The organism is uncultured Campylobacter sp., assembly GCF_938045345.1.
Taxonomy (GTDB): domain Bacteria; phylum Campylobacterota; class Campylobacteria; order Campylobacterales; family Campylobacteraceae; genus Campylobacter_B.
In genome coordinates this window covers 1-26,700 of record NZ_CALIMS010000001.1, presented here as the reverse complement: position 1 = coordinate 26,700, position 26,700 = coordinate 1, and the positions used below count along the sequence as shown (strand labels likewise).

The 26,700-nt window shown below is 49.4% G+C and carries 22 protein-coding genes and 1 pseudogene; 7 read left to right on the top strand and 16 right to left on the bottom strand.

The window, feature by feature from the left end; all coding sequences use genetic code 11:
* Positions 1-471: 471 nt before the first annotated feature.
* The 16 genes from Q0144_RS00110 to Q0144_RS00035 all read right to left on the bottom strand — a co-directional run bounded on the left by Q0144_RS00110 (position 472) and on the right by Q0144_RS00035 (position 19,916).
* Positions 472-1,908 carry a DUF4139 domain-containing protein gene (locus tag Q0144_RS00110; RefSeq protein ID WP_298060720.1) on the bottom strand — a complete coding sequence of 479 codons (1,437 nt, stop codon included), beginning with the start codon at positions 1,906-1,908 and terminating at the stop codon, positions 472-474.
* Between the two features lie 376 nt (positions 1,909-2,284).
* Positions 2,285-3,061 (bottom strand): ABC transporter ATP-binding protein, encoded by a 777-nt coding sequence (locus tag Q0144_RS00105; protein ID WP_298060718.1) that lies wholly within the window; start codon positions 3,059-3,061, stop codon positions 2,285-2,287.
* Entirely contained in the window at positions 3,054-4,046 is a 993-nt protein-coding gene (locus Q0144_RS00100; protein ID WP_298060717.1) for an iron ABC transporter permease, read from the bottom strand. The genes Q0144_RS00105 and Q0144_RS00100 overlap by 8 nt, the downstream gene beginning before the upstream one ends.
* 874 nt (positions 4,047-4,920) lie before the next feature.
* Positions 4,921-7,617, bottom strand: a complete 2,697-nt coding sequence (locus Q0144_RS00095; RefSeq protein ID WP_298060716.1) for a carbon monoxide dehydrogenase — start codon at positions 7,615-7,617, stop codon at positions 4,921-4,923.
* 217 nt (positions 7,618-7,834) lie between these two features.
* Positions 7,835-8,533 carry a nitrous oxide reductase accessory protein NosL gene (locus Q0144_RS00090; protein ID WP_298060715.1) on the bottom strand — a complete coding sequence of 233 codons (699 nt, stop codon included), beginning with the start codon at positions 8,531-8,533 and terminating at the stop codon, positions 7,835-7,837.
* Entirely contained in the window at positions 8,530-9,357 is an 828-nt protein-coding gene (locus Q0144_RS00085; RefSeq protein ID WP_298060713.1) for an ABC transporter permease subunit, read from the bottom strand. The genes Q0144_RS00090 and Q0144_RS00085 overlap by 4 nt, the downstream gene beginning before the upstream one ends.
* Positions 9,358-10,014: 657 nt before the next feature.
* Positions 10,015-10,689: a hypothetical protein gene (locus Q0144_RS00080; RefSeq protein WP_298060710.1), complete on the bottom strand. Its 675-nt coding sequence runs from the start codon at positions 10,687-10,689 to the stop codon at positions 10,015-10,017.
* Entirely contained in the window at positions 10,673-11,311 is a 639-nt protein-coding gene (locus Q0144_RS00075) for an ABC transporter ATP-binding protein (protein ID WP_298060706.1), read from the bottom strand. Before Q0144_RS00075 ends, Q0144_RS00080 begins: the two co-directional genes overlap by 17 nt.
* A gap of 8 nt (positions 11,312-11,319) precedes the next feature.
* Entirely contained in the window at positions 11,320-12,222 is a 903-nt protein-coding gene (locus tag Q0144_RS00070; RefSeq protein WP_297989660.1) for a NapH/MauN family ferredoxin-type protein, read from the bottom strand.
* Positions 12,223-12,225: 3 nt separating this feature from the next.
* The gene (locus Q0144_RS00065; RefSeq protein ID WP_297989661.1) at positions 12,226-12,672 is read right to left on the bottom strand and encodes a cytochrome C; all 447 of its coding nucleotides are present in this window, start codon (positions 12,670-12,672) and stop codon (positions 12,226-12,228) included.
* The gene (locus Q0144_RS00060) at positions 12,669-13,316 is read right to left on the bottom strand and encodes a hypothetical protein (RefSeq protein WP_297989663.1); all 648 of its coding nucleotides are present in this window, start codon (positions 13,314-13,316) and stop codon (positions 12,669-12,671) included. Before Q0144_RS00060 ends, Q0144_RS00065 begins: the two co-directional genes overlap by 4 nt.
* The gene (locus Q0144_RS00055; protein WP_298060704.1) at positions 13,313-14,137 is read right to left on the bottom strand and encodes a 4Fe-4S dicluster domain-containing protein; all 825 of its coding nucleotides are present in this window, start codon (positions 14,135-14,137) and stop codon (positions 13,313-13,315) included. Before Q0144_RS00055 ends, Q0144_RS00060 begins: the two co-directional genes overlap by 4 nt.
* Positions 14,134-15,339, bottom strand: a complete 1,206-nt coding sequence (locus Q0144_RS00050) for a nitrous oxide reductase family maturation protein NosD (protein ID WP_298060702.1) — start codon at positions 15,337-15,339, stop codon at positions 14,134-14,136. Before Q0144_RS00050 ends, Q0144_RS00055 begins: the two co-directional genes overlap by 4 nt.
* Positions 15,336-16,112 (bottom strand): cytochrome C, encoded by a 777-nt coding sequence (locus Q0144_RS00045; RefSeq protein WP_298060699.1) that lies wholly within the window; start codon positions 16,110-16,112, stop codon positions 15,336-15,338. The genes Q0144_RS00050 and Q0144_RS00045 overlap by 4 nt, the downstream gene beginning before the upstream one ends.
* A gap of 42 nt (positions 16,113-16,154) precedes the next feature.
* Entirely contained in the window at positions 16,155-18,746 is a 2,592-nt protein-coding gene (gene nosZ / locus Q0144_RS00040) for a Sec-dependent nitrous-oxide reductase (protein ID WP_005870833.1), read from the bottom strand.
* Between the two features lie 12 nt (positions 18,747-18,758).
* Positions 18,759-19,916 carry a hypothetical protein gene (locus Q0144_RS00035; protein ID WP_298060697.1) on the bottom strand — a complete coding sequence of 386 codons (1,158 nt, stop codon included), beginning with the start codon at positions 19,914-19,916 and terminating at the stop codon, positions 18,759-18,761.
* A gap of 295 nt (positions 19,917-20,211) precedes the next feature.
* On the opposite strand from Q0144_RS00035, the gene Q0144_RS00030 reads away from it, so the two are divergent.
* The 7 genes and pseudogenes from Q0144_RS00030 to Q0144_RS10560 all read left to right on the top strand — a co-directional run.
* Entirely contained in the window at positions 20,212-21,879 is a 1,668-nt protein-coding gene (locus Q0144_RS00030; RefSeq protein ID WP_298060695.1) for an anaerobic C4-dicarboxylate transporter, read from the top strand.
* 172 nt (positions 21,880-22,051) lie between these two features.
* Positions 22,052-23,302, top strand: a complete 1,251-nt coding sequence (gene larA, locus Q0144_RS00025; RefSeq protein WP_298060692.1) for a nickel-dependent lactate racemase — start codon at positions 22,052-22,054, stop codon at positions 23,300-23,302.
* A gap of 2 nt (positions 23,303-23,304) precedes the next feature.
* A complete protein-coding gene (gene larC / locus Q0144_RS00020; RefSeq protein WP_298060691.1) occupies positions 23,305-24,552 on the top strand; it encodes a nickel pincer cofactor biosynthesis protein LarC in 1,248 nt (415 codons plus the stop codon).
* Positions 24,524-25,306, top strand: coding sequence for an ATP-dependent sacrificial sulfur transferase LarE (gene larE / locus Q0144_RS00015; RefSeq protein WP_298060689.1), 783 nt, complete (start codon positions 24,524-24,526; stop codon positions 25,304-25,306). The genes larC and larE overlap by 29 nt, the downstream gene beginning before the upstream one ends.
* Positions 25,293-26,039 (top strand): nickel pincer cofactor biosynthesis protein LarB, encoded by a 747-nt coding sequence (gene larB / locus Q0144_RS00010; protein WP_298060747.1) that lies wholly within the window; start codon positions 25,293-25,295, stop codon positions 26,037-26,039. The genes larE and larB overlap by 14 nt, the downstream gene beginning before the upstream one ends.
* 53 nt (positions 26,040-26,092) lie before the next feature.
* Positions 26,093-26,551, top strand: a complete 459-nt coding sequence (locus tag Q0144_RS00005; RefSeq protein WP_298060687.1) for a DUF2809 domain-containing protein — start codon at positions 26,093-26,095, stop codon at positions 26,549-26,551.
* A pseudogene (locus Q0144_RS10560) lies at positions 26,544-26,700 on the top strand (L(+)-tartrate dehydratase subunit alpha); the annotation flags it as partial. The gene Q0144_RS00005 and the pseudogene Q0144_RS10560, both read left to right, overlap by 8 nt.

Genomic DNA, 26,700 nt, shown 5'->3' with positions numbered 1-26,700 from the left:
GATCCTTTAAACGCCGCCAGCAAGGCTAGCACGCCTCGCCGCTGCGTTAAATTTATACCTTTGCTTCGTGTTCATCGCCCTGAGCTTTTAAATTTGAGATAAATTTACGCGATGCTCAAAGTTTTTCTACCCGCACCAAACCCTCTTTTCATCGCTAAATTTCATATCTCGCGCTACCAAATTTTAAATCGTCGCAACATTTAAATTTTGGTTCTTGTAGCGCTTAAATTTTACTCGGCGCAGCGCGTAAAATTCAGCGACGCGGCGCCAAAAATTTCAGATAAATTCTAAAGCCGCGCCTTAGCTTTACGCTCGCAAAATTTAACCGCGCCACAAAAAGTCAGTCTGCTCGTAAAATTCAGCGGCGTGGCGAAAGGGGGTCCGTCTCATAAAATGGTGCCGCATAAAATTTAGCGGCACCGCAAAAGCTACTTCGCTGCGCAAAATTTAACCGCGCCGCGCCAAAGCTCGTTATTTCTTCGGTTTGCTTAGCTCGTAGCCGAAGCGGATCTTTTTGCTCTCGCCCGGCTTTAGCTCAAAGTCCCAGCTAAGTAGTCCGTCCTTGCCGAGGCTGCTCTGCTCGGGCGAGTTTTTCAGCGCGACCTTTACGTCCTCATGCGTCGAAACGGGCGCTCGCTCTTGTAAAACCACGTTCCAAGCGCGCTTGGAGCCGTTTTTGATCTCGTATTCCCAAGCCATGGAATTTTTGCTTTCGCCGCCGAAAAAGGAGTTTTTCGTAAAGTTGTTCGCCTGCTCTTTTTTGATTTCGATCAGGCTGTTTTTACCCAGATACGCCGTAGCCTCGGCGTTTGCGGCAAAGCCTAGATGCATGAGCCCGATCTGCACGCCGTCGAGCTTTATTAGCGTTTCGCTCTCCTCTATGCTTCTTTCGGGGCTAAATTTAGCTCGCACGTAGGCCGCCTCGCTGCCGTAGCCGTCGATGAGCAGATCAAATTTCGCATCCAGGCTCTGTTTATCGAAGCTAAACTCGCCCGCCTCGCCCGCTTTGAGGCTCACGCCGCTAATTTTCCACGCCTTTGAGAGCGAGTTTTCGATATTTGCGCCCGTCCTTTGATACGACGATCTAGCCTCCGCCGCGGGCGCCCTCTGCATATCCGCCACCTCTAGCATCACATCCTTTTTATAAGCCGCTGCGGGTGCCGGCCTTGCAGGCTCGCCCTCGTACCACGGGTAAAACGGCTGCGGCGCAGTCTGCGAGGAGTATTCGTAAGGATACAGCGCGATCGTCAAATTCGCTAGCTCGGCGTTTAGCGGATTTTGCACCGAGAGCTTTTGCGCGACCTCGATTTTGCCGCTCGCAAGATCTGCCGAGAGCTCGTTGTGCGTGTAGGCGCTTACGTCAACGGGGTAGCTTATTTTTACAAAGCTCGGATCGCAGCCAAAGTTCGCGTTTAAGCGGCGCTCGTTTTTGATCGCGTATTTTGAAATTTTCTCTTTGAGCTTTCCGATTTGCTCGTCCGTCTTTGAAATTTCGCCCGCTACAAGCAGGACTTCGTCGTAAATTTTTTGCGAATCCGCTTTTAAACTCGCCAAGCTTCTATCTTTTAAGCTCGCAAAATCGCTTAAAAAGCGCTGCTGCGCCTTAAGCGCGACCAGGCGGTCGTTTAGCTCGCGCAGGCTCTTTTCGTCCGCCTCTTTTTTGGCGAATTCCGCGTTTTTCACGGGCTCAATCTCTCCCAAAGATAATTCGCGCACTTCGCAGGAGCCCGCGATCTCGATGCTGCGGATATCCAAGTACTCCGGCACGTTCACGCTGAAGCTTGATTTTTGCGCGCCGAAGTTTTGGTACAAGAAGGCGGAGTTCGCGTAGATCTCAAGGCTATTTTCCTGCGCGCTTAAATTTACGGCAAGCGCCGCAGCTGCGCTTAAAAGCACTATTTTTTTCATTTTCGCTCCTTAAAAATTTTACGTAATTGTAACGATAAATTTTGATTTTTATGCTTAAAATTTAGAGCAAATTTTAAAATTCCGGCCTCGCCGCCCGCTTTGAAATTTTAAAATTTCGCCGCCGTAAAATCCCCGCCGCGGACGTTAAAATTTTACCGCCGCTAGCGCCTGCAAACACTTTCACTATCGCGACTAAACCGATAAAATTTTAAATTTAAAAAGCTTCTATATTTAAGGACAAGCTGTGCTCGTCCGCGAAGTTAAACCGATAAATTTTAAAATTTTGCGTAGCAAAATTTCTGTAACTTTAGGTGGGTGCAGGGAGTGCTTGCACTCCCGCTCGCAGCGGCGGCTTAGCCGCCGCGAGAAGTTAGGATCAAAACGGATACGTCAAGCAACACACCCTGCCGACCCTTTCGTTGTAGCTGACGTCGAGCTTCAGATCGTATAGCTTGCTTAAAATTTCGCTTTTTATGATCTGCTCGGCCTTGCCGTATGCGACCTCGCCGCCGCCTTTTACGAGCGCGACATATCCGCCTAAAAGTAGCGCGAAGTCGGGATTGTGCGTGGCTAAAACTACGGTGTAGCCGTTTTTTAAAAGCTCCTTCGTGGCACGGAGGAATTTGTATTGGTTGGCAAAGTCTAACGCCGAGGTGGGCTCGTCGAAGATCACGATCTTAGGCTCGCTGCAAAGTGCGCGTGCGATGGATGCCATCTGCCTCTGACCGCCGCTTAGGCGCGTGATGATCTTGTCTTTTAGGTGCCAAATTTCAAGCATTTTCATGTAGCACTGCGCGAGCTTGTAGTCGTTTTCGCTCGGCTGCGAAAAGATCCCGATATGCGCCGTGCGCCCCATCAGGACGTACTCAAAGACGCTGTAATCGTACTCGCAGACCTCGCTTTGCGAGACGTAGCCGATGATCTCGGCGCGCCCTTTGGCGCTGAGGCTCGCCATATCCTTGCCGTCAATTGAAATTTTACCGCGCAGAGGCTCAAGCGTGCCGCTGATTAAATTTAAAAGCGTCGATTTGCCCGCGCCGTTTTGCCCCAAAATCGTTAGCATCGCGCCCGCTTCGAGATTGAAATTCACGTTGTGCAGCGTCAGAGGGGCGGATTTTACGTAGCCGAAGTCTAAGCTCTCGATCCTAACCATTTAGCTTCCTTTTGTTTTTAAGCAGGATGAATATAAAAAATAGCGTGCCGATAAAGCCCGTAAGCACCCCCAGCGGGATCTCGCTTTGATTTATGCTGCGCGCTACGTCGTCTACGATGAGCACGAAGATCGCGCTTAAAAATATGCTCGCGGGGATCGCCTTGGTATTGCTCACGCCCACGATCATGCGCGTTAGATGCGGCATCAAAAGCCCCACCCACGCGACTATGCCGCTGATACACACGCTGCTTGCGGTTAGCAGCGTCGCGCAGACGATGATGATGCCTCGCTCCAGCACGACGTTTACGCCGAGCTTCGCCGCGGTCGCATCGCCCATGGATAGGACGTTTATGCGGTAGCTCATCAGCACTAAAACCGCGATACAAACTCCCATCACCGGCGCTATCATCGTTAGTACGCTAGGATCGACCTTCGCGAGGCTTCCTAGCTGCCAATACACGATGTCCGCAAGCTTCGTCTCGGGATCTGCCATAAATTTTAAAAATCCGATCAGCGCGCCCATTAGACCGCTTACGATGATGCCCGCAAGCACGAGCATTATGGTGGCGCTCGAACGCAGCGCGCGCGTGATCAGAAGCGTAATGCAAACCGCCGCGAGCCCGAAAACAAAGGCGAAAAGCTGGATTAAAAGGATATTTAGATCAAGCAGGATCGCGATCGCTGCGCCCACGCAAGCTCCGGCGCTCACGCCTAAAAGATCAGGCGAGACGAGCTGGTTTTTAAAGACGCCCTGATACGCCGTGCCGCTGATGCCCAGCGCCGCACCCACGAGCACCGCGGCGATGATGCGCGGCAGGCGCACATCCATAACGACGTTGTGGACGTTTTGCGCTACTTCGCCGCCGCTAAGCGCTTTTAAAACCTCGTCAATGCTTAGGCCGAAGCGCCCTATGCAAAGCGATATCGCGATCGTCGCGATCGTCGCCAGTATCAGCAGCACGAGCATAAATTTAAAATTTTTCATACCTTCCCTTGCTTTAAATTTTATATTTTGTCTTAAATTTAATCTTTGAAATTTCGCCTCGTTGAAACCCGCTTAAAATTCCGCTTTATATTCCACCCTCTAGCTCGTAGGCGAAAGGCTTGCGGCAAAATTCCTTCGTGATAGCCCCGAGATCAATATTTCAGAAAAGATCCGGATGAAAATTTTAGCCGCCTGCAAGATTTGTAGTGACGTCATCGCGCCCGTGCGGTCCCGTCCGAAAATGTTTGCAGGCGCAGCATAGACGCGCTTTTGCCGCACCGCCTCAAGCTGCGAAACGCAGGACTTGACAGCAGTGCCTCCGCCTCGCACGATGTCTTCTGCCGATGATGGCGCAGTGGCTGCAGCGGCTTTGATTTATACATCTAAATCCTTAAACAGATGTGGCATTTTAGCACATATCATATTAAATTTTTATGATTTCGGCTTTCATATACGCGGGCGAATTTAATGGCGTACAGCTCCGCGCAATAAGGCTTTTAGCAAAATTTAGCTTGTGGATTTCAGATGAGCGTCTACGAAATTTACGGCGAGATGGAATTTTAAAATTTCATCCGTTCGCGAAAGATAGACTTGAGCCTGATGGCGGAATTTTGCCCGGCTAAATTCCACCTATTTAGCAGCAGATGCGGCGCGCGGCGAAATTTTATGCAGGATTTGAAGATTTGATTTAAAATTCCACGAACGGATGCTGCGCGAAAATTTTATCTTTATTTGACCCTGGTTTTGCTAGCCACTTAGTCGTAGAATTTTACTTGCCGTTTGGCTGTGGGATTTTATTTGCCTGCGAGAGGTTAAATTTTATCATGAAATTTCGCATCGCTTAAAATGCGATGCGAAATGAATCCGCCCGTCGCTACTGCCAGCCTAGGGCTTTGCGTTTTAAGCGCATGTCGCTTACCATTTTTAGCGCAAGTGCGACCGGATCGGTATCTACGTGCATCACAGAGCCAAGCGCCCGCCTGGTGCCCTCTTTGAAAAAGTGTATGACGTTTGCGGAGCCGTGGATTTGATACTCGACGCAGTGATACGAGTCGATGCCCATTAGACGGAATCCGAGCGAGGCATCGACGCCCTTTTCGTTCGCCCACTCGGGAGAGGTGAAGGCAAGCGGCAGCTCGTAGAGATTTTTGTCTAGCACCCCTGCGATACCTGCGAAAATTCCGCTGGAGCGGGTATTATCGATACACTCACCCACGTGCCATACCGGCGGAAGCTCATCCTTTTCTAAAAACGCCCGCAGCGACGCGCCTGCTTTTTTATACGCGCTTTTTTGGCAAAAGCCCAGCTTCATTAGCGGAAACGACGCGCAGCCGTTAGTTAGGATTAGGACGTTATTTTCGATTAGGGTTTGTGCGACATCTATGATAGCGCGCTCATAAGGCACTTTAGGATTGGTGCAGCCGACCATATTTACGATGCCTAAAATTTCACCGCTTTTTAGCGCGTGCGCTAACGGCTCCATGCCGCCGTAGTGCTTATGGACGAATTCTACCGAAAAGCCCACTTCGGCCTCGACTTCATACGGCGGGATATATACCGGTAGTCCCTTGCGCTTTTCGTGAGATTGCAATGCGCGATCTAGAATTTTACGCGCTAAATTCCTAGTCTCGGCAATATTGCTATGGTGGTGATCGTAGCCTATATGCTCGGCTCCGGGAAGCCTAGCTGATGAGCTTGTGGTAACGACCTTGGTCTGGAAGCAGTTAGCTACATCCATGATCGCAGGATAGACATCTTGGACATCGGCGACCCAAAGATCAAGCGCTCCCGTGCCTATGACGAGTTCGGCAGTTACGGCGTTTGAGAGCGGCACGACGCCCCAGTTGCGATACATCGCCGATAGCCCAGAACAGCACACGCCGTAAAATGCGATCCCCTGCGCGCCTATTGTGCGAGCCTTGTCTTGGTACTCTTTAGAATTTCCGATCTCCACTATTAGGCTTACCAATGTCGGCAGATGTCCGTGCACGGCGATATTGACCCAGCCTTTTTTAAGCGCGCCCATATTGCTTTTGGAAGTTACGCGATCTCCTACTCCAAATAGCGCATCTGTAGCGATATTTGCAGCTACTACGCCGGTGAAGGTAAAAGCAAGCCCGCAGCGCAAAAGATGCTGCATCACGCTGCGCCAGTCTCCGTCCGTGCCTACACCCGTTCGGTGATACGCCTCAAAGACTTCGTTATACGCACTAATCGGCAAGATATCCAGCTTGCGCCATACCTCTTGACGCTCCTTGGGTGCGAGCGCAGTGATAGTTTTATACTCGCCGCTACTTTGCGAAAGATCTGTCAAAAGCGTATCGGCAAGCTCGATCGCTACCTCTTTTAACTCTCTGCCTTCAGTTGGAATTCCAAAGACTTTGGCGGTATTGATGATTTTGTATTCACCTATGATTGGTAGATCTAGCTTACCTTGTGCCGCCCATTTTAGCGACAGTAGAAGCTCTCTAGCATGTGCGCCGTGTTGAGCTACGCCCGCGGCTACTTGGCGCAGTAAGTTGCGCGACACGATGAGATCGGCGTCTGCACCGCAAGTGCCACGATCGGCCTTTTTAGTAATTTTGCAAGGTCCCATATTGCAGATCTTACAGCATACCCCGCTAAGTCCATAACTACACATCGGCATCTGTTTATCGAAGCGATCAAACGCCGTATCTACGCCGATCTGCTCCATCCTAAGCATCATTTCGCGCACGGCAGGATCAGGGGTTTTCTCAAGTACTTCTTGCTTTGTAGGGAAGGTCTTTTTGTATTCAAGCAGCGCCTTCATATAATCCGCCGTAAATTCCGCCTCGTGAAAATGCTCGAAAAGATTGCCATGCGCGTCTTTATGTGTGTGCGGGCTAGCCTCTGCGGGCACTAAAACTTTTGGGATGCCGTGTTCGTCAAATCCGATAATCGCGCGGTGAGAGTGGGGTTTGTGATCATGGCTATGTTTGTCGTGCTCGTACGAGCTGATGACGGAATCTTCGTCGTGCTCATGCGAATACGCCGCAGAATTTGCGCCGTATTCGTGCAAATAAGCTGCGAGGTTTTCTTCTTGATCGTGTGAGCGGGTCGCAAAATCTTCGTCGTGTAGATGCGAGTGGATTGCGGAGTTATCGCTATGCTCGTGCGAGCAAGAGAAGTGGTCTTTGCTGCTTGGGCTCTTCGCAGGATTTGAGATGGAATTTGTCGTAGAGCCTATCGCGGAATTTTGGGCGTTGCTTGCGCCTTGAGCGCTTGAATACGCCGCAAAGTTGGTGCTTGAAGCAGAGTTTGCGCTATCATCGTAGCCAGACGCGGAATTTCTGGCTTCGCAATCGCACTCGTCGCAGGAATTCTCACCTGCGGCGCGATTTTTAGAAATTTTGTCGCGAGTAAGCGAGGCAGAAGTTATAGAGTTTGCGGCAGAATTTTTAGCAGTGCTTGCACTTTTATCAAAAACGGACGCGGCGGAGCTTTTGAGCGCGTCTGCGACGGAATTTTCTCCCGTATTCGTAGCGGAATTTTCATCCGTCGCAGCCTTCTTGCGTGAGCCTTTTTGTTTTGCGATTTTGTCGTTTGCCATGGTTGTCTCCTTAAAATTTATTTTAAAAATAAGTGAGAATGCAGCCCTCAATAAATATACTAAAAGACTACACTATTTAATTCTTATAGATAAAATTTAACGTGATTGTATTTTTTAATTGCTTTAAATTCCCTTAATAGCGTACTAAAATAAAAGATAAATTTTTATGAATAAAATATACTAAATAACTTAGTTTAAATTTCGCCAAGCGGCTCGATCATCTTAGATAATCGATTAGCTTGGCGGAGATTTCGCGAAACTGCAAAATTTTATGCCCCTTTTTCTCGCGCATGAAGTCTTGCGCGTCGCGCAATCTCGCAAATGTAATGAGATCGTCGCCTCTGGCGCTTTGCAGTACGCTGCCGAATACATAAAATGCGTCCTGCGCCCGCAAAATTTCGCCGCTTGCGTAATCGGTGACGTAAAGCTCCGCGCCACCGAAATTTACGTCGGCGGAATTCGCCTCGCGGGGATTTGTGCTAGCGGAATTTGCCTCGCCTAAATTGCCGCTAACTGGATTTTTGCTCGCAGAATTCGCTCCCAAAGAATTTTCATTCTCAGAATTCATCTTTGCGGAAGCTCCGCTAAAATTTGCGCCCAAGCTCCCACTTTCAAAAAAATATGCAAACATCGCCTTGGGCGAAGCAAACGCGAGCGCGCTGCCGTCTTTGAGCCTTGCATAGGCGCGAAATTCCGGATGCGCGCTAGTATCGATGCCGTATTTGGCGCAGGTAAGATTTACGTCTTTAAGCCACGCAGGCTCACGCGCAGATTTGAAATTTTGTGCCGAACCAGAGCCTGTACTATTGGGCGTGCCTAAATTTTGCGCCAAGCCGGAGCTTTGAGCCGCGGAATTTTGCATCTCTGCTGCGCCGTAAAGCGCTATAAATGCCGCTAAAATGAGTGGAAATTTCACGCCAAATCCTTTGATCTAAAGATAAAATAGCCCAAAATCAGGCTTGCCGCGCCCAGCGCGATCGGATAGAGTAGCGAAAAGGCGATGAAAAGCCCGCGCCCGAAGTGATCTAGGATAAAATACGCCGTCGTGCCGATGACCGCAAGATCGGGATCAAACAGGCTGATAGCGGCGATGCGGAAGTCCTCCATCGGGTTTGTTAGGGCGATCGCAAAGATCAGATTTTCGTTTACGCCCGTTTTTGCGAGCAGTCCGATCAGCACGAGATCTAAAAACGCAAGGCAGAAAAGCCAGACGAAAAACGCGAGCCCAAGCCCCATCTCTTGGCTTTTTGAAACGGCGCAGATCAAAAACGCGATCCCCAAAAATGCCGCGCACAAGCTAAAAAGCAACCCGGTATAAAGTAGGCAGATCGCCCATGGAATGCCCGTACCCTTGATCGCACCCCAAACGATCGCAAGCAACAGCGACAAAAATATCGGCACGAAGACTCCAAATAGCCTTCCCAGCGCCTTGCCGTAGTAATACTGCGCCTGCGAGATCGGAAAGCTTAGCAGGTATTCGAGGATGTTTAGGTCGCGATCGGCTAGGATCGCCTTGCTGGTGGTTACGAGCACGAAGACGGGCAGGATGATGATGCAGATCTGAATAAACAGCAACAGCAATCGCGAAAGCCCGCTAAAACCGAGTACGCGCGAGTCGGTCACCCCCGTGATGAAAAACGCCGCCACGAGCCCGCTAAAGATCAGCAGATAGAGCAAAAACCAGCGCGAGCGGAAGGATTCTTTGATATCCAAAGCGGCGATGGTGAGTAAATTTTTCATTCATATTCCTTTATTGCGCCTCGGCGCGCTTTTAATTTTAGATGCTCGCGCGGCTTAAATGCGCGCTTTTAAGCCCGGTTCCACCGTTTTGCGGCGCGGAGTATAGCTTTAAATTTTGCCCGTCTAGCGTTTTAAACAGGCGGCGAAATTTTATCCGCCGCCTGCGACTGCGGATCGCGCATAAATTTTAAATTTACGGCTCGCTTGCGGCGCCTGCAAACAGCGCGCTGTTTGCCGCCCGCTATCCGTCATCCGCCGTAGTTTTAAAATTAGCCGTTTGACGGGGGCGCTTAAATTTCGGCTCCGTAAAATTTCAAAAACGGGGCGTATCCCGCGGCATAAATTTTAAAATTCTAAAAATCCCGAAGCGGCGAGATTGCGTGCCAGATAAATATTAAATTTACGGCGAAATTTTAAATTAGCGAGCTTGCGTAAATTTTAATTCGGCAGAGCGAATTTTGCGCCGCGCGTTAAATTTAGCCGCATCGCGAGATAAAATTTAGCGGCCGTTTTCTAAGCCTAGCTTTGCCTCGTGCCGAAGTTGCAGAGTAAAATTTCATCTCGTCTGCTCTCGTTTGCGGCAGTGCGCTGAAATTTCACGCTTTAAATTTAGCCTAAAACGAAGCCGCTTAAAATTTCGTCTTAGCCAAAGCGTCCTTAATGCGAGCGCCCCGAATGCATATCGTACGCAGTGCCGTTACTTTCGTGCATCTGCCCCATATCGTGCGGCTCGCCTTGAGGGTGCGCCGTGCTACCTGCATCGCCGCCGCCCATATCATGCTTAGGCTCATTCATGCCGTGCTCTGCGGAGTGAGGGTCTTTCATGCCGCCCATATCGCCATGCATACTTCCCAGATCGCCGTGCGCATCGCGACCCATATCGCCCATTCCCATGCCGTGCGAGCCGCCGCCTGCTTTAAGCGCCGCGACTACCTGATCAAAGCTGAAGTCTTGCTTGCCCTCTTGCTTGTTTTTAAACGCGCCCCAGCCGAACGACATAGGGGTTTTGAAGCCCTTGTAAAAATGCGCCGTACGTGCGTCGATAAACTCGCCGTTGCCGCTAGCGTCATTGATGTAAATTTTGGCGTCCTTCAGCCAGTTTAGTTTGTCGTTGGTAACCATAAAATCCACCAAGCAGCCGATGTCGTCAAAGTAGTGGTTTTTACCGTCCACGCGCACATCGACGCTGAAGCGGTTGTCGCTGATCGCCATCTGGCAGTGCTCGCACACGTCTCTGTCGTAGTGGACGTTGCCGTAGTCTTTCTCGTCGCCGCAGCCTAAAAACGTAAGCGCCGCAAGTGCGCAAAGCATAATTTTAAACATTTTTATCATCTACGATCCTCCCTAGATCCATACAAATCATTCTTTTTACCAGTCCTCCCACTTCCTCGAGCCTATGCGAAATAAAGATCAAGCTCTTATCTTTTGCGTGGTTGTGCAAAAGCGTCTTAAAACGCTCGCGCGCGCTCGGATCGAGATTAGCGGTCGGTTCGTCGAAAATCATCGCCTTGCTAGCTCTGCCGAATGCTAGCGCAATTAAAAATTTCTGCTTCATACCGCCGGATAGCTTATAGAAAGGCTTGTTTAAATTTGAACTCAGATCAAGCTCCATTTCGTCGCAAAATTTTACTATGTCCGCTCTACTTGCGTCCGCCGTGCGCTCGGCGAAATAGATGAGCTCATTTAGGCTCAGCTTAAGCGGCGGCGGGGTTTGCGGCACGAAGCTGATACCGCGTAGAGCGCGGCTGCGCTGCTTAAACGAATCAAATCCGTCGATGGCGACGCTGCCGCTTGTGGGTATGTATTCGCCTAAAATCGTCCGCATCAGCGAGCTTTTGCCCGCGCCGTTTTGCCCGACGAAAAGCACCTGCTCGCCGTCCGCGATATTTAGATCGATATCTTTTAAAACGAATTGATCTGCAAATTTCTTGCTTACGTTTTTAATCTCTATCATAGGCTTCCTTAGATCATATCTTTTAGCTTATTGCCGATACCGAGTGCGTCTTGATGACACACGTCGATACAGCGTCCGCACAGCGTGCAGTCGATCCCTTTTAACATAAATTTGCTCTTATCGCCCAGGTTTTCGGACGCCTTTTTTTTAGTGATGTCTAGCACGTGCGAGACGAAGCAGACGTCTTGGCAAACGCCGCAGTGATCGCACCTGTTTTTATCCCAAGTAATCTTGCTAAGGCTAGCTTTCGCCGCAAGCGAATAGGTACTGCCTAGCGGGCATAGGTGCGTGCACCACACCCGTCTGCTAAAAAATACTTCGAGCAAAAACACAAAAACGATCCAAAGTCCCGCCAGCGAGAAGCCGTAGATGATGAGGCGCGATAAAATTCCCACGACGTTAAAAATTTCAAAAACGAGTAGATCCGTAATCGCGCTTAGCAGCAAAAACACCGCCCAGATCGCATATCGCATACCGCGAGGCAGGGCGCGCTCCTTGATGACGTGCTTAGCGATTAGCGTATTATGCAGCTTTTCGCCAATCTCGCTAAGCGCTCCGTAAGGACAGATCCACGAGCAAAACGCCTTGCCGCCCGCGATGAAATAAAACAGCAAAATAGTGCCCGAGCCGATAAGCAGATTTATCGGCAGATCCTTGTGCGCGGCGATCACCTCAAGGGTGGCAAAGGGATCTGCTAGGTGAAAGCCAAGTATTCGCGAGCCGCTGATGTCGCCTTCTAAAATTTGAATATCGGCGCGAAATGAAAGCACGAAAAGCAGATGCACCAAAAATACCGTAGCATAGCGCAGCGCCCGAATGCTGGGGCGCCATTTGCCGCTTCTGTTTTTAAGCGCGAAGGTCGAGAAAAAGCTCGTATTTTTGATCGTGCATCGCGAATTATATTTATCCAAGAGCTACTCTTTAAATTTTGAAATTTCATCCGCGAGCTTATCTAGGCTCTCGTCGCTTACGTTGGTTAAAAGTCCGCTCATCAGGCTGTTTTTGATCTTACCCGCTTTATAATCTTTGAGGCTTGCTAAAATTTGATCCTTGCTCTTGCCACCGATCGGCGGAGCGATCTTGCCGCGTCCGTCATCGCCGTGGCAGGGCGCGCAGCTTACCAGATAGGAGCTACTAACCTTAAAATCGCGCTCTTTGACGCTTTGCTCTAAAATTTTAATATTTTTTACGTCCTTATCGTCGATGAGATCGACGCTCTTGCTCTGCGGCGCCGGTTTTGCTTGCACCTGCGGCTTGACTTCTTGCTGTGGCGCGCTAGAATCGTCCGAACTAGCCATAAAGATCATCAGCGCGATCAGTGCTACACCCAACATCAAAGCTAAAATTTTGCCCGGTTTCATTTCTGCTCCTTAAATTGTTGATTGAACTCATAAATTTCTTTCGCCATCGTCTCTATCTGCTGCTCGCTCATGCCGTTTACGAGCTGCACCATAAGAGGATTAGGCTTTTCTTTGAATTTATACTTTTTAATCATATCCACGATCTGCGCGTCGGTTTTATCCAGAAGCGACGGACCTATGATGCCGTTGGCGTAGTCGTCGTGGCACGCCGAGCAGCGCAGGATAAAATCGTGCCCAAGGCGCTTTTTCATCAGGTCGAAATTTAGCTTTTCATATTGATTTTTGATGCTCGAATACGCCACGATATTTTTGGTCGTTTCGTTTACATCGCCGTTTAGATTAAAATTTACCTTTCGCTCGCCGTAAAAATCGTAGCTTACGAACTTATCGTCCTTCTTGGGCGCTTCGCCGCTTTTAACGCTGATGCGAGGCTTGGCAGTATGATTTTGTTCCGCGCTCTGCGATGCGGAATTTGAACTCGCGGAATTCTGATCCGCAGAATTTTGCCCTGCGGGGCCTTGCGAAACGGAATTCTGCCCTGCAGAATTTGCGGCGGCAGAGCCTGAATCGCCATCATCTCCGCAGCCGCACAGCAAAAGCGCCGCAGCTAGCGAGTAGAGGTAGAATTTAATAGAGTTTTTCATTGTTTTCCTTCATAGATTGATTTGTAATCCGCCCGCGGGATTATCTCGATGATACGCGCCGGACAGAGCTCTGCGCACGCGCCACAGCCGACGCAAGCGCTACGGATCTGCGGGGCGAAATGCGCGCCCGCTTTTATCATAGCTATGGCATCAAATGGCTGCGGGTAAGGGCACAGCGATGCGCATAGATCGCAGACCTTGCCCTCTTTGGCTGCCAGCGCGGAGTTTAACTCTCGCTCCTGCTCGGTCTTGGCAGGCTTTAGACGCAGATCGCTAGACTTTAAAGTTTGCCCGCGATACGCCAAACAGGCGTCTAAATTTTTAATCACGGCGATACCCATCGCAACCTTTTTAGGTTCGTTCGTTTCGTGGCTAAGCGCGCCGCTTGGACAGGCAAGCACGCAAGGAAGCGCGCCGCAAAGATAACAGCCTCGCTCTTTGGCATCGATGACGGGCGTGCCGATGTCAAAAAGATGGGTAATATCCAGCAGATAGATGCTGTGATAGGGGCAGACCTGCACGCATTGGCCGCACTTGATACAGCTACTGCGGAAGCCGCGCTCCGCCAGCGCTCCCGGCGGGCGCAGATATAAAGAGGCGGAATCCCCGCTAGAATTTTCCGCAGAATTTTGCTTTATGGAATTCGGCGCGGAATTTTGCCCCGCAGAATTTACGGAATTTGACGCGCCGGAATTCTGCGCTTCGCTGTCTGTGGAATTTACAGAATTTGCCGAATTTTCATCCGCAAACAAGCTCGCTGCCCCGAGTGTCCCGAGCGCTCCGCCAAGTAGTTTTATCGCTTCGCGTCTATTCTTTATCATTGCCTCATCCTAGGTTTTGGATCTTTTAGCAGTAGCTCAGGCTCTGAAAACGGAGCGAGCTTGGAGATGAAATTTAAAAGCGCGATCCCGCTGGAGCCGTAAAAAAACCGCACATTCGGTTTATACGCCCAAAGCCTATCCGCGTAGGCGTATGAGCTGTAGCTAACGTCGCCGTAACCGTCGCCGTCGCGGTCAAATCCGTCGTAATCGTCGAAGTAGTTGCCACTCCATTCGTTTTGTAAGAGCTTGGATTGTGGGGTATCGTTTAGCACGATCTCCATATTGCCTTTAAATTTATTGTTTTTAAATACGCTTTTTAGCTGCGTGGCGTGGAATTGCACGCCGATGCTATTGTATTCGATATCGTTGTTTTCAAAAACGTTAAGTGAGCCCGGCTGATAGGGGGATTGATCCAGATAAAATCCGCGGGCGTTGTAAACGACTTTATTATCCGTAACCCTGAAATTTGAGCTATCCTTCATACCGATACCTACGCCGTAAGCGCCGTCTGCGTTGCGTACGACGTTACGTCTGGCGATATTATCGCTTGAAAACATAAAAAATAATCCCACGCTATTGCCGTCGTAGTAGTTATCCTCCACGACGTTGTGCCCGGAGTTCATAAAGTGCAATGAATAACGGCAGTTGTGGCCTTTATTGCCTGCGACGAGATTACCGTTTGAGAAGTAAAAAACGGTGTCGCGGACGTTGTGGACGTCGTTATTTAAAATTTTATTGGCGTTGGAATACCAAAGCTTTATGCCGTCGCCTTTGAAACTCGTGCGGTAGGTATTGCTTGAAATTTCGTTGCCCTCGATCGTTACGTCGTTTGCCTTGCTTAGCACGACGCCGTAGAGCACGTCTTTGATGAGATTATTTTTTATGATTACGCTGTTTACGTCGCTTACGTTGATCCCTGCATCCTCGCTAAGATGTTCGAAGCCTCCGTTTTGAATTGTTAAATTCTTGATTGTAACATGCGGAGAGCGGACGCGGATGACCGTTGCGTTGCGATCGCCTATGATCACGGCGGAGCGGTCTAGTCCGTCGATAGTAAGGGGTTTATCGATTAAAATATTGCCGTGGTACTCGCCTGTGGCTAGTTCGATAATATCGCCCGCTTTTGCGCTATCGATCGCGTCTTGAAGCTCGCCCGCGTCTAAGCTTAGCGCGAGCGAGAATGCTAGAAGCAAAAGCCTCATCTATGCTCTCGTAGGAATTTTTTCTTAGATAGTAGAGCTAACGCCGATAGTAGCGACAGAGCTAGCATCAGCCAAAAGCCAAGAGCCGGATATGAATGGGTAGTAAAATGCGCCACGCTGCCGTCGCCAAATGCTGTAGGCATAAAAGGCTTTATTTTAAACGCGCCCCAATCCTGTAGGTTGTGCCCGAACCAATAGAGCCAACCCACGTAGCAGCCGATGAAGATAAGCGGCGCAATGATCGGCAGGATCATAAGCAGGGTTTGCCCCTTGCCATCATAGTACAAAAACGCAAGCATTCCTAACGTCGCGATTATGAGATAATACGGCGATAGAGAGTGCTCGAGCGTGCCGCCGCGCCAGACGGGATACATTCCGATATAGTGATTTAGCGTGTTCATCTCGCCGACATCGCCGCTAAAGCCGTCAACGTGGACGTAAAGCGGAATTCCATCGGGGAAGGCCTCTTTTGGATAGTTCGGCGCTTCGAGTGAAATTTTCCACACCGGTATGCTAGGGACCCCCACTTCAAATTTATGCTCCAGCATCGCGCCTAGATCATTTTTAACATCACTAGGAATTAGGTGATTTTTATACGATGCTTTCGTATAAAAATTCCATATCGGTGCGGAGTATGCGGGTAGCTGCGAGACGCTGCTAACCTGCCCCGATACGATTTTGCCTTGGACTTTGAAAAATCCGAGCGTAGGGATGGTAAAAGCGACCGTCATAATAAGCAGCGCTAAAATCGCGTAAATTTTATATTTTGGCATTTCGTCTCCTTTAAATTCTCCCCCTTGCGGGGGAGAGTGGGGCTAGTTAAGACCCGCGTTCTCATCGACCCATTTTAGGTATTCGATAATGTCTTTGATCTCTTCGTCTTTCATATGCTGATTTGGCATGCGAAGGTTGAAGTAATTTATCATTGCCTTAACGTAGTCGTCTTCGTAGAATTTAGCAGGGTCTTTGATGAAATCGGCTACCCACTTCTCGCCGTTTTCGTGGCGAAGTAGGACGCCCGTTAGATCAGGACCCGAGCTTACTTGACCGATGACGTGGCAGCCGTTGCAGCCTCCGCGTAGGTAAGCCTTCTCGCCGTTAGATGCAGCCTCGCTCATAGGAGTGGAGAGCTCGCGGATTAGGTTATTTTTAGCGCGAAGTCCGACATCTGCGGTTTTTACTAGGTACTGCCAAACTTGACCTTCCCAAAGTATCGCGCCGTTCATATCGCCGGCTTTTACCGCGGCGTCTGCCTTGGCTTTGGTTTCAGGAATTTTGCCGTATTGATCCAGCGCGTCATCGACTAAAGCCTTGACCTTAGGATATTTCTCGTAGTTTTTCTCTTTTAAGAATTTAACGACTGATTGAATAACGTCGTCGGTGGCTTTATTCGTAGCTACTACCTTGTCGTATTCGGCTTTTAGAGCTTCTGGGCTAAGAGCTTTTAGCATAGACGCTTTAGCTGAAGTATATTTTTTATTCGGATCTTTTACATATAGATATCCAAACATCTCAAGGTGCAACGCAGAGCAGAATTCAGTGCAGTAGAAAGGAAATACGCCCTCTTTATCCGCGATGAAATTTACGCTCGCAGTCTTACCCGGCTCAAGCGACATATGCAGATCGTAATCATCAACCGTAAAGCCGTGAGTTTCGTCCTCGGCACGCTCTAAATTTGTCATATAGATCGTTACGTTATCGTCCTTATTAACCTCGATGTGCTCAGGATTAATATGGCTGCGGATCGCCGTAGCATAGACTTTTACGTTTTTACCGTCGCGCTCGATGCGCTCTTGACCCGCTAACGTCATAGCAGGGTGCTGCTTACCAGTGCGAGAGTTTGTTCCCATAGTATAGGTAGGTTTCGTATGAAGCTTGCTAGCTGCGATAGAAACTACGTCGTGCGGCTCACCTAGACCGATAGGAAGATCGTAAAGCATCTCCATTTTAGGCCCTGTAATGTCGATGAGCTGGTGATTTTGCGGATGAAGCGGTCCGATAGGATTAAATCTATCGATCGAAAGCTTATCCAGCGCGATTACGTATTTACCGACAGGCTTTGAGGATTTGCCCTCCATAGAATCAAGGTGACCGATATTGTAGTGGACGTTGATCCTATCTAAAACTTTTAGTGTCTTGTAGTTCCATTTTACGATCTGGCTATCGACGTAAAGCGATGTATAGATTACGCCATCTTGTGAATCGAAGGTGTTATGCAAAGGTCCAAGACCAAGCTCTGCTTGTCCGTGAAGCGTCTTTTGCATATCTAGGATCGGAATTCCGTATGGATCCTTGCCTGCGTATTCTTTTTTATCAATTAGCTCTTTGATCTTTTTAAAATCATAAACGCTAGCGTGAGTATCTAGTTTACCGCCGATAATGATATAGCGACCATCAGGGCTAACATCGACGCCGTGAGGGGATTTAGCCTCAGGGATCAAAAATAGCGCTCCCGCTTTTACGGCGGCGTCTATCGTAACGATCCTATGTCCGTTTACGACCTTGTAGTTTTTGCTGTCTTGAGCAAGCTTTTCTAGAATTTGCCAGTTATAAACGTGCAAGTAGTCGGTATCGTTGCGACTCATACCGGCTTCCATAGGAGGCAGACCCTTTTCGATGCCGCCTGTGTACATTTCGGAGTTGAAGCTGTTGGTAAATGCCCAGCCGAAGCTCTCGCCCTTACCTGCGTCACTTAGATCTTGCATATATGGAGGAAGCTCTAGAGAAAAGGATTTATTTACGTCGATTTTGCCTTTATCGTAGTCAAATTTCCATAGCGTTACCGCACCGCGATAAACCGCCTGATACTCTTCGATCGGGTGCCAGTCGTTATCGAAAGGGGCTGCGTATTGGCTGGTTTCGATGACGTATTCGGTATTAGGCGTTACGAAAGAGCCGCCGTGATCGCTTTTGATTACGGGATTTACGACTATTTGAGTGGTTTCGAAATCTGATAAATTTATAACCGCAATTCTTGGGTTCGCCTTATCGTTGATAAAGAGATAATCGCCCACATACTCGCCGTTTTTTTCGCTGAAATTTGGATGGTGAGTATCGCCCCAGTTGATCTCTTTGCCGTTAATAGAGCCCGATCTTAAGACCGCCTTGCTCTCCTCGTCAAAGCCGTATCCTTGCCAAGGCTCCGGGGTAAATACGCCGATATATTTGTAGATCCTCATCGACGGCACGCCGTAAACGATCACCTGTCCGCTTTGACCGCCGGAGGAGAAGACCATATAATCGTCCTTCCTACCGGTCGGCTGATAGGTCTTAGCCGCTGCCAAAACGTCTTTTTCGCTTAAATTTCGTTCTTTCATCACGCGCTCTAAGTCGCTATCTGCGGCACACAGGGCGCTTGCGGCGAACAAAACCGAGCCCAAAAGCACGGGTTTGAAACTTTTTAACATACTAATCCTTTCTTAGAATTTTAAAATTTTACCTGATTTGCTGACTACGAGGATCGCTTCCCCGTCTGCGTACATCGCTAAAAATTCGCTTTTTAAATCCGCAACCTCCTTTAATCCTGCTTTTTGATTTTCGTAAATTTTATCTTTAGTAGCGATAAGCTGCGTGCCGCGGGCGCACACGATGGATTTGATCCAAGAGCCCACGCTTTTGCGCTCGCCACTTTTTAAATTTATAAAATCCCCCTCTATATCGCCTGCAAACAGCGTCCCATCGCAGTCTGCAAGCGCAGTGGCGATAGAGCCGCTTAAATTTTTATCGCCAGCTTCGGCTGAAATTTCGCTTTGAGTTTTAAGCCCCTCGTCTTGAAATTTTGCGCCTTTGAATTCTAAGCCTTGAAATCCCGCGCTCTTTGCGCCGCCAGCTTTTGTTTCGTTTTGCTCGGAGCCTTGCACGATTTTCGTGCTATCAAATTCCGCATCTTTAAATTTCACGCTACCAAGCTCTCCCTGCGCGGCGCGATTAGGCGCTGTATCGATGCCGCTAAATTTAGTCGCGACGAGATCTGCGCTAAAACAGGCTACGCCGTTCCAGCTTGCGACGCAAAGTCCGTTAGTGCCCAGGCTAACGGCATTGATCCTGCCGTAATGAAACGAAATTCCGCGCAGCCCATCGGGGATGGAATTTCTATTTAAAGATTGCCCGTTCGCGGTGGAATTCTCACCTGGGGCGTAGCCGCCGTCCGCGCTGTTATCAGGGTCTTCGTCTAATCTTATTAGTTGATTCTTATCCACTACCGCGTAAATCGCGTCTTTTGCGGCATAGATCGCATCTATTTGGGCTGTGCCGCTACGCCCCGTCTTAAGCGTGCGTAAAAACTTTAGTCTATCGTTTAGCACCGCGATTTCGGCTCCGCCCCAAGCTAGATAAATTTTGCCGTTTTTAAAATTTAGAGCCGTGATTTCGTTATCGCTGTATTTTTGCGCGAACTCCACATTCCATTTAGCAGTATCAAACATCCTAAGCTCGCCGCCACTGCCGCATAAAAGCAGTCGGTGCGAGCTTGCATCGAATGCGCCCAGACGCAGCGTGGAGTTTAGATCAAAGCTACCAGCTGCTGCCATCTGCGATAAACAAATCAAAAAGGCAATACAAAATTTTATAAAATTCATCCTAATCCGCTCTTTGTGAAATGATACTATCCCAAGGCTTAAAAATCGGTTTAAAGCTTGAGCTATAATGAAATTCTAAGATTTCTTAAAAGTTGCGAAATTCTATGATATAAAAACAGCTCTAAGTGAAATTTTATTTTTCACATTTCGCTATAAATTCTGCTTTAAAATTATAATTTCAGTAAATTTTTATTTTGATAGATTTTTACAATTTGTAACGCTCCTTTAATTTTGTTTAAATAAAAAGTTAGTATAATCGCCAAAGTTTGTTTTAAATTTTACTGAAGGAGAAACTATGGAGTTTCTGACAAGTTTGTCTGAAAGCACTCAATTCTTTTTGCAGCTCATTATAGTATTGGGCTGTTTGTTTTATGGTGCTAAAAAAGGCGGTATGGCGCTGGGAATTCTAGGCGGTATAGGCTTAGTGATCTTAGTGTTTGGATTTAGATTAGAGCCGGGTAAGCCGGCAGTGGACGTTATTTTAACTATCCTTGCAGTTGTCGTAGCAAGTGCAACGCTACAGGCTACGGGAGGGCTTGATGTAATGCTTCAAATAGCGGAGAAATTGCTTCGTAAGCATCCGAAGATGGTTTGTATCATCGCTCCAACTGTTGCGTGGACGCTTACGATTTTGTGCGGAACGGGACACACCGTCTATACGCTGCTTCCGATCATCTATGACGTAGCTATTAAAAATGGGATTCGCCCTGAGCGCCCGATGGCTGCTTCTACGATCTCCTCGCAGCTTGCTATCATCGCTAGCCCCGTTTCGGTTGCCGGCGTTTCGATGGTCGCGATCTTACTAGGCCAAGGCGTGCATATCGAGGGCTTTAGTACGTATTTGGATCTGCTAAAACTCACTATCCCTTCTACTTTCATCGGTATGCTTGCAATCGGAACGTGGTCGATTTTTAGAGGTAAAGATCTAGATAAAGATCCGGAATTCCAAGAAAAGATCAAAGATCCAGAGCAGAAAAAATATATCTACGGCGAAAGCACGACCTTGCTAGGTCAAAAGCTTCCTAGGATTAAGTGGATCTGCATGTGGATATTCTTAGCCACTATTGCGCTAGTAGCGGTTTTAGGTTACGAGAAAAGCTTGCGTCCTGCGTGGACTAAAAATGTCCCTGGAAAATCTGTAGAGATCATCGTCGATAAAAAAACGGTCAAAAACATCACGATCAAAGATGGTCAGGTCATCTCCATGGTGGACGGCGGTAAGGTCGTCTCAAACGTCAAAGAGTCTAAGGTTAAGGATGCGACGAAATTTAATAGCGTCGAAATTTACGACAAAGATAAAAAGCTAGCTCAAAGCATCGTCTCTCAAGACGGAAATGTAGTAATTACGACAGGTGATAAGAGCGAGAGCATCGCAAACGCAAGCATAGTCGTAAAAGATACTATGAAAAAGACCACAAATTTAAATATGGTCTTAACCATTCAAATTTTCATGCTCCTAGCGGCGTCCATCATGATGATTGTCTCGGGTATTAAAGCTGGCAATATCGCTAAAAATGAAATTTTTCATAGCGGTATGATCGCGCTCGTGGCGATCTATGGAATTTCATGGATGGCAGAGACTATGTTTACTGCTCATATCGAAATGCTAAAAGCGTCGCTAGGTAAGGTCGTTATGGCGTATCCGTGGACATATGTCATCGTTTCGCTTTTGATTAGCAAATTCCTTAACTCCCAAGCAGCAGCGGTTGCTACTTTCGTACCGCTAGCGGTTAGCATCGGTATCGATCCGGGTCTTATTATTGCGTTTGCACCGGCTTGCTACGGATACTATATCCTACCTACCTATCCGAGCGATCTTGCGGCGATCCAGTTCGACCGCTCCGGCACTACGCACATCGGTAAATTCGTCATCAACCACAGCTTCATTTTTCCTGGGCTAATAGGCGTTCTTACTTCATGCGCGATGGGCTTTATCTTCGCTCATATTTACGGCTATTTATAATAGTTGCGCTCGCGGGCAGACGGCTCGCGAGCTTTAAATTTCAAACTCCAGCGGCTTTTAAAATTTTTAAATTCTAAAGCTTTCTAAATTCCGTTCATAACCCGCGCGAGGCTAAATCGTTTTAAATAAAATTTACGTTATAATCCCGCCAAATTCCACATAGGAGGCAGATATGCAAATCCCTATCGCATACGGCAAAGATGATCATCTAAGCTTAGAGATAAACGAGAAAAATTTGCTCGGCGTTTTCGATCCAAACCCCGTGGCTAAATTTGACGAAACGGCGCTCATCGCAAAGGCTCTGGCAAATCCGATAAATCAAAAAAGCTTTGACGAGTTTATAGCGGGCGATGAAAAGATCGTCATCATCGTAAACGACGGCACGAGACCTACGCCGACGGCAAAAGTTTTAAAGCAAATTTATCCGAAAATCCGCGAGAAAAATAAAATTTTCATCATCGCCACGGGCTGCCACAGAGAGGGCACGCTCGATGAATACGAGATGATCTTCGGCAAAGAAATTTACGCGGAAATCAGAGCCAAAGGCGAAGTTCACGATCACGACTCCAAGCACGACGAGATGGTATTTTTAGGCGAGAGCAAAAACGGCACGCAGATGTATCTAAACAAAATCGTAGCCGAGGCGAAAAAAGTGATCGTCATAGGCTCGGTTGAACCGCACTATTTCGCGGGCTACACGGGCGGCAGAAAGGCCTTTTTGCCTGGCACCGCGTCGTATGAGAGCATCACGCAAAACCATAAGCTCGCACTAAGCTCCGACGCGCAGGCGCTGCGCCTAGAGGGCAACCCCGTGCACGAGGATATGATCGACGCGATGAAGGTGTTAGCGCACATTGACGTTTTTTCGATCCAGACGGTGCTTGACAGCGAGCACGGCGTGTATTACGCAAGCGCGGGCGATCTAAACGACAGCTTTTACGACTGCGTGAAAAAGGCAGACGAGGTATTTTGCGTAAATATCCCGCGCAAGGCTGACATCGTGATCTCGGTCGCGCCCTATCCGATGGACGTTGATCTCTATCAGGCGCAAAAAGCCCTAGATAACGGCAAACTAGCGCTCGCGCAGGACGGAATTTTAATAATGGTCGCAAAGTGCCGCACGGGCATCGGACCAAAGCCGTTTTTTGACCTGATGGCATCCGCGGATACGCCTAAAAAGGTGCTCGAAAAGATCAGCGCGGGCTTTAAGCTCGGCTACCACAAGGCCGCTAAGATGGCGGAAATCTCGCTCTGGGCGCAGACCTGGGCGGTGAGCGATCTAAGCGACGATGAGTTGCGAGCCGTGCATCTAAAACCGTATCACGACATCCAAAAGGCCGTGGACGACGCGCTAGCGCAAAAGGGCGCGGACGCCGGGATCATCATCTTGCCGTTTGGCTCGATGACGGTGCCTAAGGCGTAAGTTTGGCTAAAATTTTATATTACGACGCTAGCGCGGGTATCAGCGGCGATATGAACTTGGCCGCTCTTGTCGGGCTCGGAGTGGATTTTGACTATCTTTGCGCCGAGCTTGAGAAGTTAAATTTGCACGGCGAATTTAAGCTAGAGCGCAAAAACGTGCTAAAAAACGGCATCGCCGCGACAAAAATCGACGTCGTGCCGCTAAAATCCAAGCCTCACGCCAGAAGCTACGCGGGTATCAGGCAAATTTTAGAGAGTTCAAATTTGAGCGGGCGTTGCAAACAAAGAGCGGGCGCGATATTTCGCACGATTGCCGAGGCGGAGGCCAAAGTCCACGGCATTGACATAGAGCGGGTGCATTTTCATGAGCTCGGCGCGATAGATAGCATCGCGGACGTCGCGGGCGCAGCAATCTGCCTCGAATATCTTTTTGAAAAACTCGGCGTCTCGCGCGTCGTAAGCTCTAAAATCGAGCTCGGCGGCGGCGTAGCGATCTGCGATCACGGTGCGCTTAGCGTACCTGCGCCAGCCGTTTGCGAAATTTTAAAAGGCGTGCCCGTAAGCCTCGGACGCACAAATTTCGAGATGACTACGCCCACGGGAGCGGCGATTTTAAAGGCCTGCGTGGACGAATTTACGGACGGCGCGAGCTTTAGTATCGAAAAGATCGGCTATGGCGCTGGCGGCAAAGACGCCGCAGGCTTTGCAAACGTGCTTCGAGTGATGCTTTGCGAGACCGATGAGGATTTAAACAACGAAAGCGGCGAGCGAAATTTAAGCGAAAAAGCTGGCTACGGCGCAGTTTGCAAGCAAATTCTGATCTCCACCAACATCGACGATATGGATGCCGAGAGCTTCGCGCTTGCCTGTGAAATTTTACGCGAAAACGGCGCGCTGGACGTCTTTAGCCGCTCGATCTTTATGAAAAAGGGGCGCGCGGGCTTTGAGCTAAACGCGCTGTGCCGCAAACAGGACGCGCAAAATTTAAAGGATCTGATTTTTACGCACACGACGGCGATCGGCATTCGCGAGATAGAGGTTGCTAAAACCGAGCTAAAGCGCGAGTTTGTGCGGGTGCAGACGAAATTCGGCGAGATAGGGCTTAAAATTTCTGGCAACGGGCAAACGCAAAAAATAAAGCCAGAATTTGACGAGTGCAAGGCCGCGGCGCTCGCGCACGGCACGACGATCGAGCGGGTGCGAAAAGAGGCGCTGAAAATCTATGACGAAACTAGAAAAACTAAAGGCTGATCTGCGCGGGCTGGGCGAGCTGGCGGTCGCATTTAGCGGCGGGGCGGACAGCTCGCTGCTGCTGCGCGCGGCGCACGACGCGCTGGGTGAGCGCGCGATCGGCATAACGATCAGATCGCCCTACATGTCCTCGCGCGAGATCGCCGAAGCCGTAGAATTTGCCCGCGCTTACGGCATCCGCCACGAAATTTTAGAACTCGGCGTCGCGGAGGAGATCAAAAACAATCCCGAAAACCGCTGCTATCTGTGCAAAAAGGCGGTGTTTTCGCGCCTGATCGAGCGCGCCCGTGAGCTTGGCTTTAGCCGCGTCGCAGACGGCACGAACCGAGACGATCTGGGCGAACACCGACCCGGACTCAAAGCAAAAGAGGAGCTAGGCGTACTCTCGCCGCTAATAAATTTAACCAAATCAGAAATCCGCGAGCTATCGCGTGAGTTAAATTTACCCACCGCCGAAAAGCCCGGCTACGCGTGTTTGCTAACGCGTCTGCCGCACGGGCGCGAGATCGACCTGAACGAGCTAAATTTGATCGAAGCCGCGGAAAATCTACTCATCGCAAGCGGCTACGCAAACGTCCGCGCGCGGTGCGACCGCAAAAATATAAAGCTGCAAATGCCCTTTTCTAGCATGCAAAACTTCCTAAGCGACGCGAAATTTAAAAGCATCGTTAGGCAGCTAGTGATGCTAGGTGCTGCGGACGTGACGCTCGATCTGAAGGGACTTAGAGAGGATGTTTTGCATGAGAGAGGATGAAATTTTAGAGCTTTTCGCGGGGATAAAAAGCGGCCGCGTGAGCGAGCAAGAGGCGCTAAAATATCTGAAAAACTACCCATACGAGGACGTGGGCTGCGCCAAGATCGACACTCAGCGCGCCCTGCGAAACGGCGCGGGCGAGGTGATCTACGGCGAGGGCAAGACGGATGATGAAATTTTACGTATCGCAGAAGCGATCGGCGCGAGAGGGCAAAATATCCTGATCACACGCACGAACGAGCGGGTTTTTGAGCGGCTGCGCGAGGCGTTGCCGCAGGCGGAGTTTAACGCTCGCGGTCGCGTCGTCACCGTCAAATTTAAAGAACCCGCGCTCACGCAAAGCTACATCGCGATAGTCTCTGCCGGCACAGCCGATGGCGCTGTAGTGGAGGAGGCGTACGAGACGGCGCGATTTCTAGGCAACGACGCGCGCAAATTTAGCGACGCGGGCGTGGCGGGGCTGCACAGGCTGATTGCAAATTTAGACGAGATACGCGGCGCAAAGGTCGCGATCGCGGCGGCGGGCATGGAGGGCGCGCTAGCTAGCGTGCTAGCAGGGCTTGTTAGCGTGCCGGTGATCGCGGTGCCCACCAGCGTGGGATACGGCGCGAGCTTTGGCGGGCTTGCGGCGCTGCTAGCGATGCTAAACAGCTGCGCAAACGGCGTGAGCGTCGTAAATATCGACAATGGTTTCGGTGCCGCGTATAATGCGAGCCTGATAAATCATCTCTAAATTTACGTCCGCCGCGCGGGTCAAATTTAACGGCTAAATTTAAAAGGAAAGCGTTGCGAGAGGAAAATTTCAACGAGCAAAAGGCTGGATCGAAGGGTGCAAAAAAGGCGCAAACAAGGCAAAGCGCGCGGACGAGGCTAGCATTTTTAGCCGCGGCGGTACTGATTTTGGCGGCTGAAATTTACATCGCGATGTGTGTAAAAGGCGGCTTCATGCGTCACTACGCGGGCGACGTTTTGGCTGTCATCTTGCTTTACGCGCTCGCTAGGGCTATTTTTAGCGAGTCGCCTTTAAATTTGCCGCTTAAAATTTTCGTATTCGCGGCGGCTTTGGAGTTTGCGCAGTATTTTGGCGCGGTGCAAATTTTAGGTGTAGAAAGTAAAATTTTAAAAGTAATGATCGGCGGGACGTTTGATTTTGCCGACCTGCTCTGCTACGCTGCGGGATGCGTCCTAGCGGGCATCTATGAAAAATTTGAAAGCAAAAACCAGCAAAGGAGAAGCGATGGATAAACAAAAAGCCGTGCAAAAGATGACCGAGGTCATGGCGAAATTCGTGGGCTACACGGGCAAGGTGCTGCCCGATGACGTGACGGCGAAGCTAAGCGAGCTTAGCGAGCGCGAGACGCAGCCGCTGGCAAAGGAGATATACAAAACGATGT

What these genes read in the sequence shown, in the direction of transcription:
- Q0144_RS00110 (WP_298060720.1), bottom strand. Translation starts at nt 1,908, where the DNA reads ATGAAAAAAATAGTGCTTTTAAGCGCAGCTGCGGCGCTTGCCGTAAAT.
- Q0144_RS00105 (WP_298060718.1), bottom strand. Translation starts at nt 3,061, where the DNA reads ATGGTTAGGATCGAGAGCTTAGACTTCGGCTACGTAAAATCCGCCCCT.
- Q0144_RS00100 (WP_298060717.1), bottom strand. Translation starts at nt 4,046, where the DNA reads ATGAAAAATTTTAAATTTATGCTCGTGCTGCTGATACTGGCGACGATC.
- Q0144_RS00095 (WP_298060716.1), bottom strand. Translation starts at nt 7,617, where the DNA reads ATGGCAAACGACAAAATCGCAAAACAAAAAGGCTCACGCAAGAAGGCT.
- Q0144_RS00085 (WP_298060713.1), bottom strand. Translation starts at nt 9,357, where the DNA reads ATGAAAAATTTACTCACCATCGCCGCTTTGGATATCAAAGAATCCTTC.
- Q0144_RS00080 (WP_298060710.1), bottom strand. Translation starts at nt 10,689, where the DNA reads ATGATAAAAATGTTTAAAATTATGCTTTGCGCACTTGCGGCGCTTACG.
- Q0144_RS00075 (WP_298060706.1), bottom strand. Translation starts at nt 11,311, where the DNA reads ATGATAGAGATTAAAAACGTAAGCAAGAAATTTGCAGATCAATTCGTT.
- Q0144_RS00065 (WP_297989661.1), bottom strand. Translation starts at nt 12,672, where the DNA reads ATGAAACCGGGCAAAATTTTAGCTTTGATGTTGGGTGTAGCACTGATC.
- Q0144_RS00060 (WP_297989663.1), bottom strand. Translation starts at nt 13,316, where the DNA reads ATGAAAAACTCTATTAAATTCTACCTCTACTCGCTAGCTGCGGCGCTT.
- Q0144_RS00055 (WP_298060704.1), bottom strand. Translation starts at nt 14,137, where the DNA reads ATGATAAAGAATAGACGCGAAGCGATAAAACTACTTGGCGGAGCGCTC.
- Q0144_RS00050 (WP_298060702.1), bottom strand. Translation starts at nt 15,339, where the DNA reads ATGAGGCTTTTGCTTCTAGCATTCTCGCTCGCGCTAAGCTTAGACGCG.
- Q0144_RS00045 (WP_298060699.1), bottom strand. Translation starts at nt 16,112, where the DNA reads ATGCCAAAATATAAAATTTACGCGATTTTAGCGCTGCTTATTATGACG.
- nosZ (WP_005870833.1), bottom strand. Translation starts at nt 18,746, where the DNA reads ATGTTAAAAAGTTTCAAACCCGTGCTTTTGGGCTCGGTTTTGTTCGCC.
- Q0144_RS00035 (WP_298060697.1), bottom strand. Translation starts at nt 19,916, where the DNA reads ATGAATTTTATAAAATTTTGTATTGCCTTTTTGATTTGTTTATCGCAG.
- Q0144_RS00030 (WP_298060695.1), top strand. Translation starts at nt 20,212, where the DNA reads ATGGAGTTTCTGACAAGTTTGTCTGAAAGCACTCAATTCTTTTTGCAG.
- larA (WP_298060692.1), top strand. Translation starts at nt 22,052, where the DNA reads ATGCAAATCCCTATCGCATACGGCAAAGATGATCATCTAAGCTTAGAG.
- larE (WP_298060689.1), top strand. Translation starts at nt 24,524, where the DNA reads ATGACGAAACTAGAAAAACTAAAGGCTGATCTGCGCGGGCTGGGCGAG.
- larB (WP_298060747.1), top strand. Translation starts at nt 25,293, where the DNA reads ATGAGAGAGGATGAAATTTTAGAGCTTTTCGCGGGGATAAAAAGCGGC.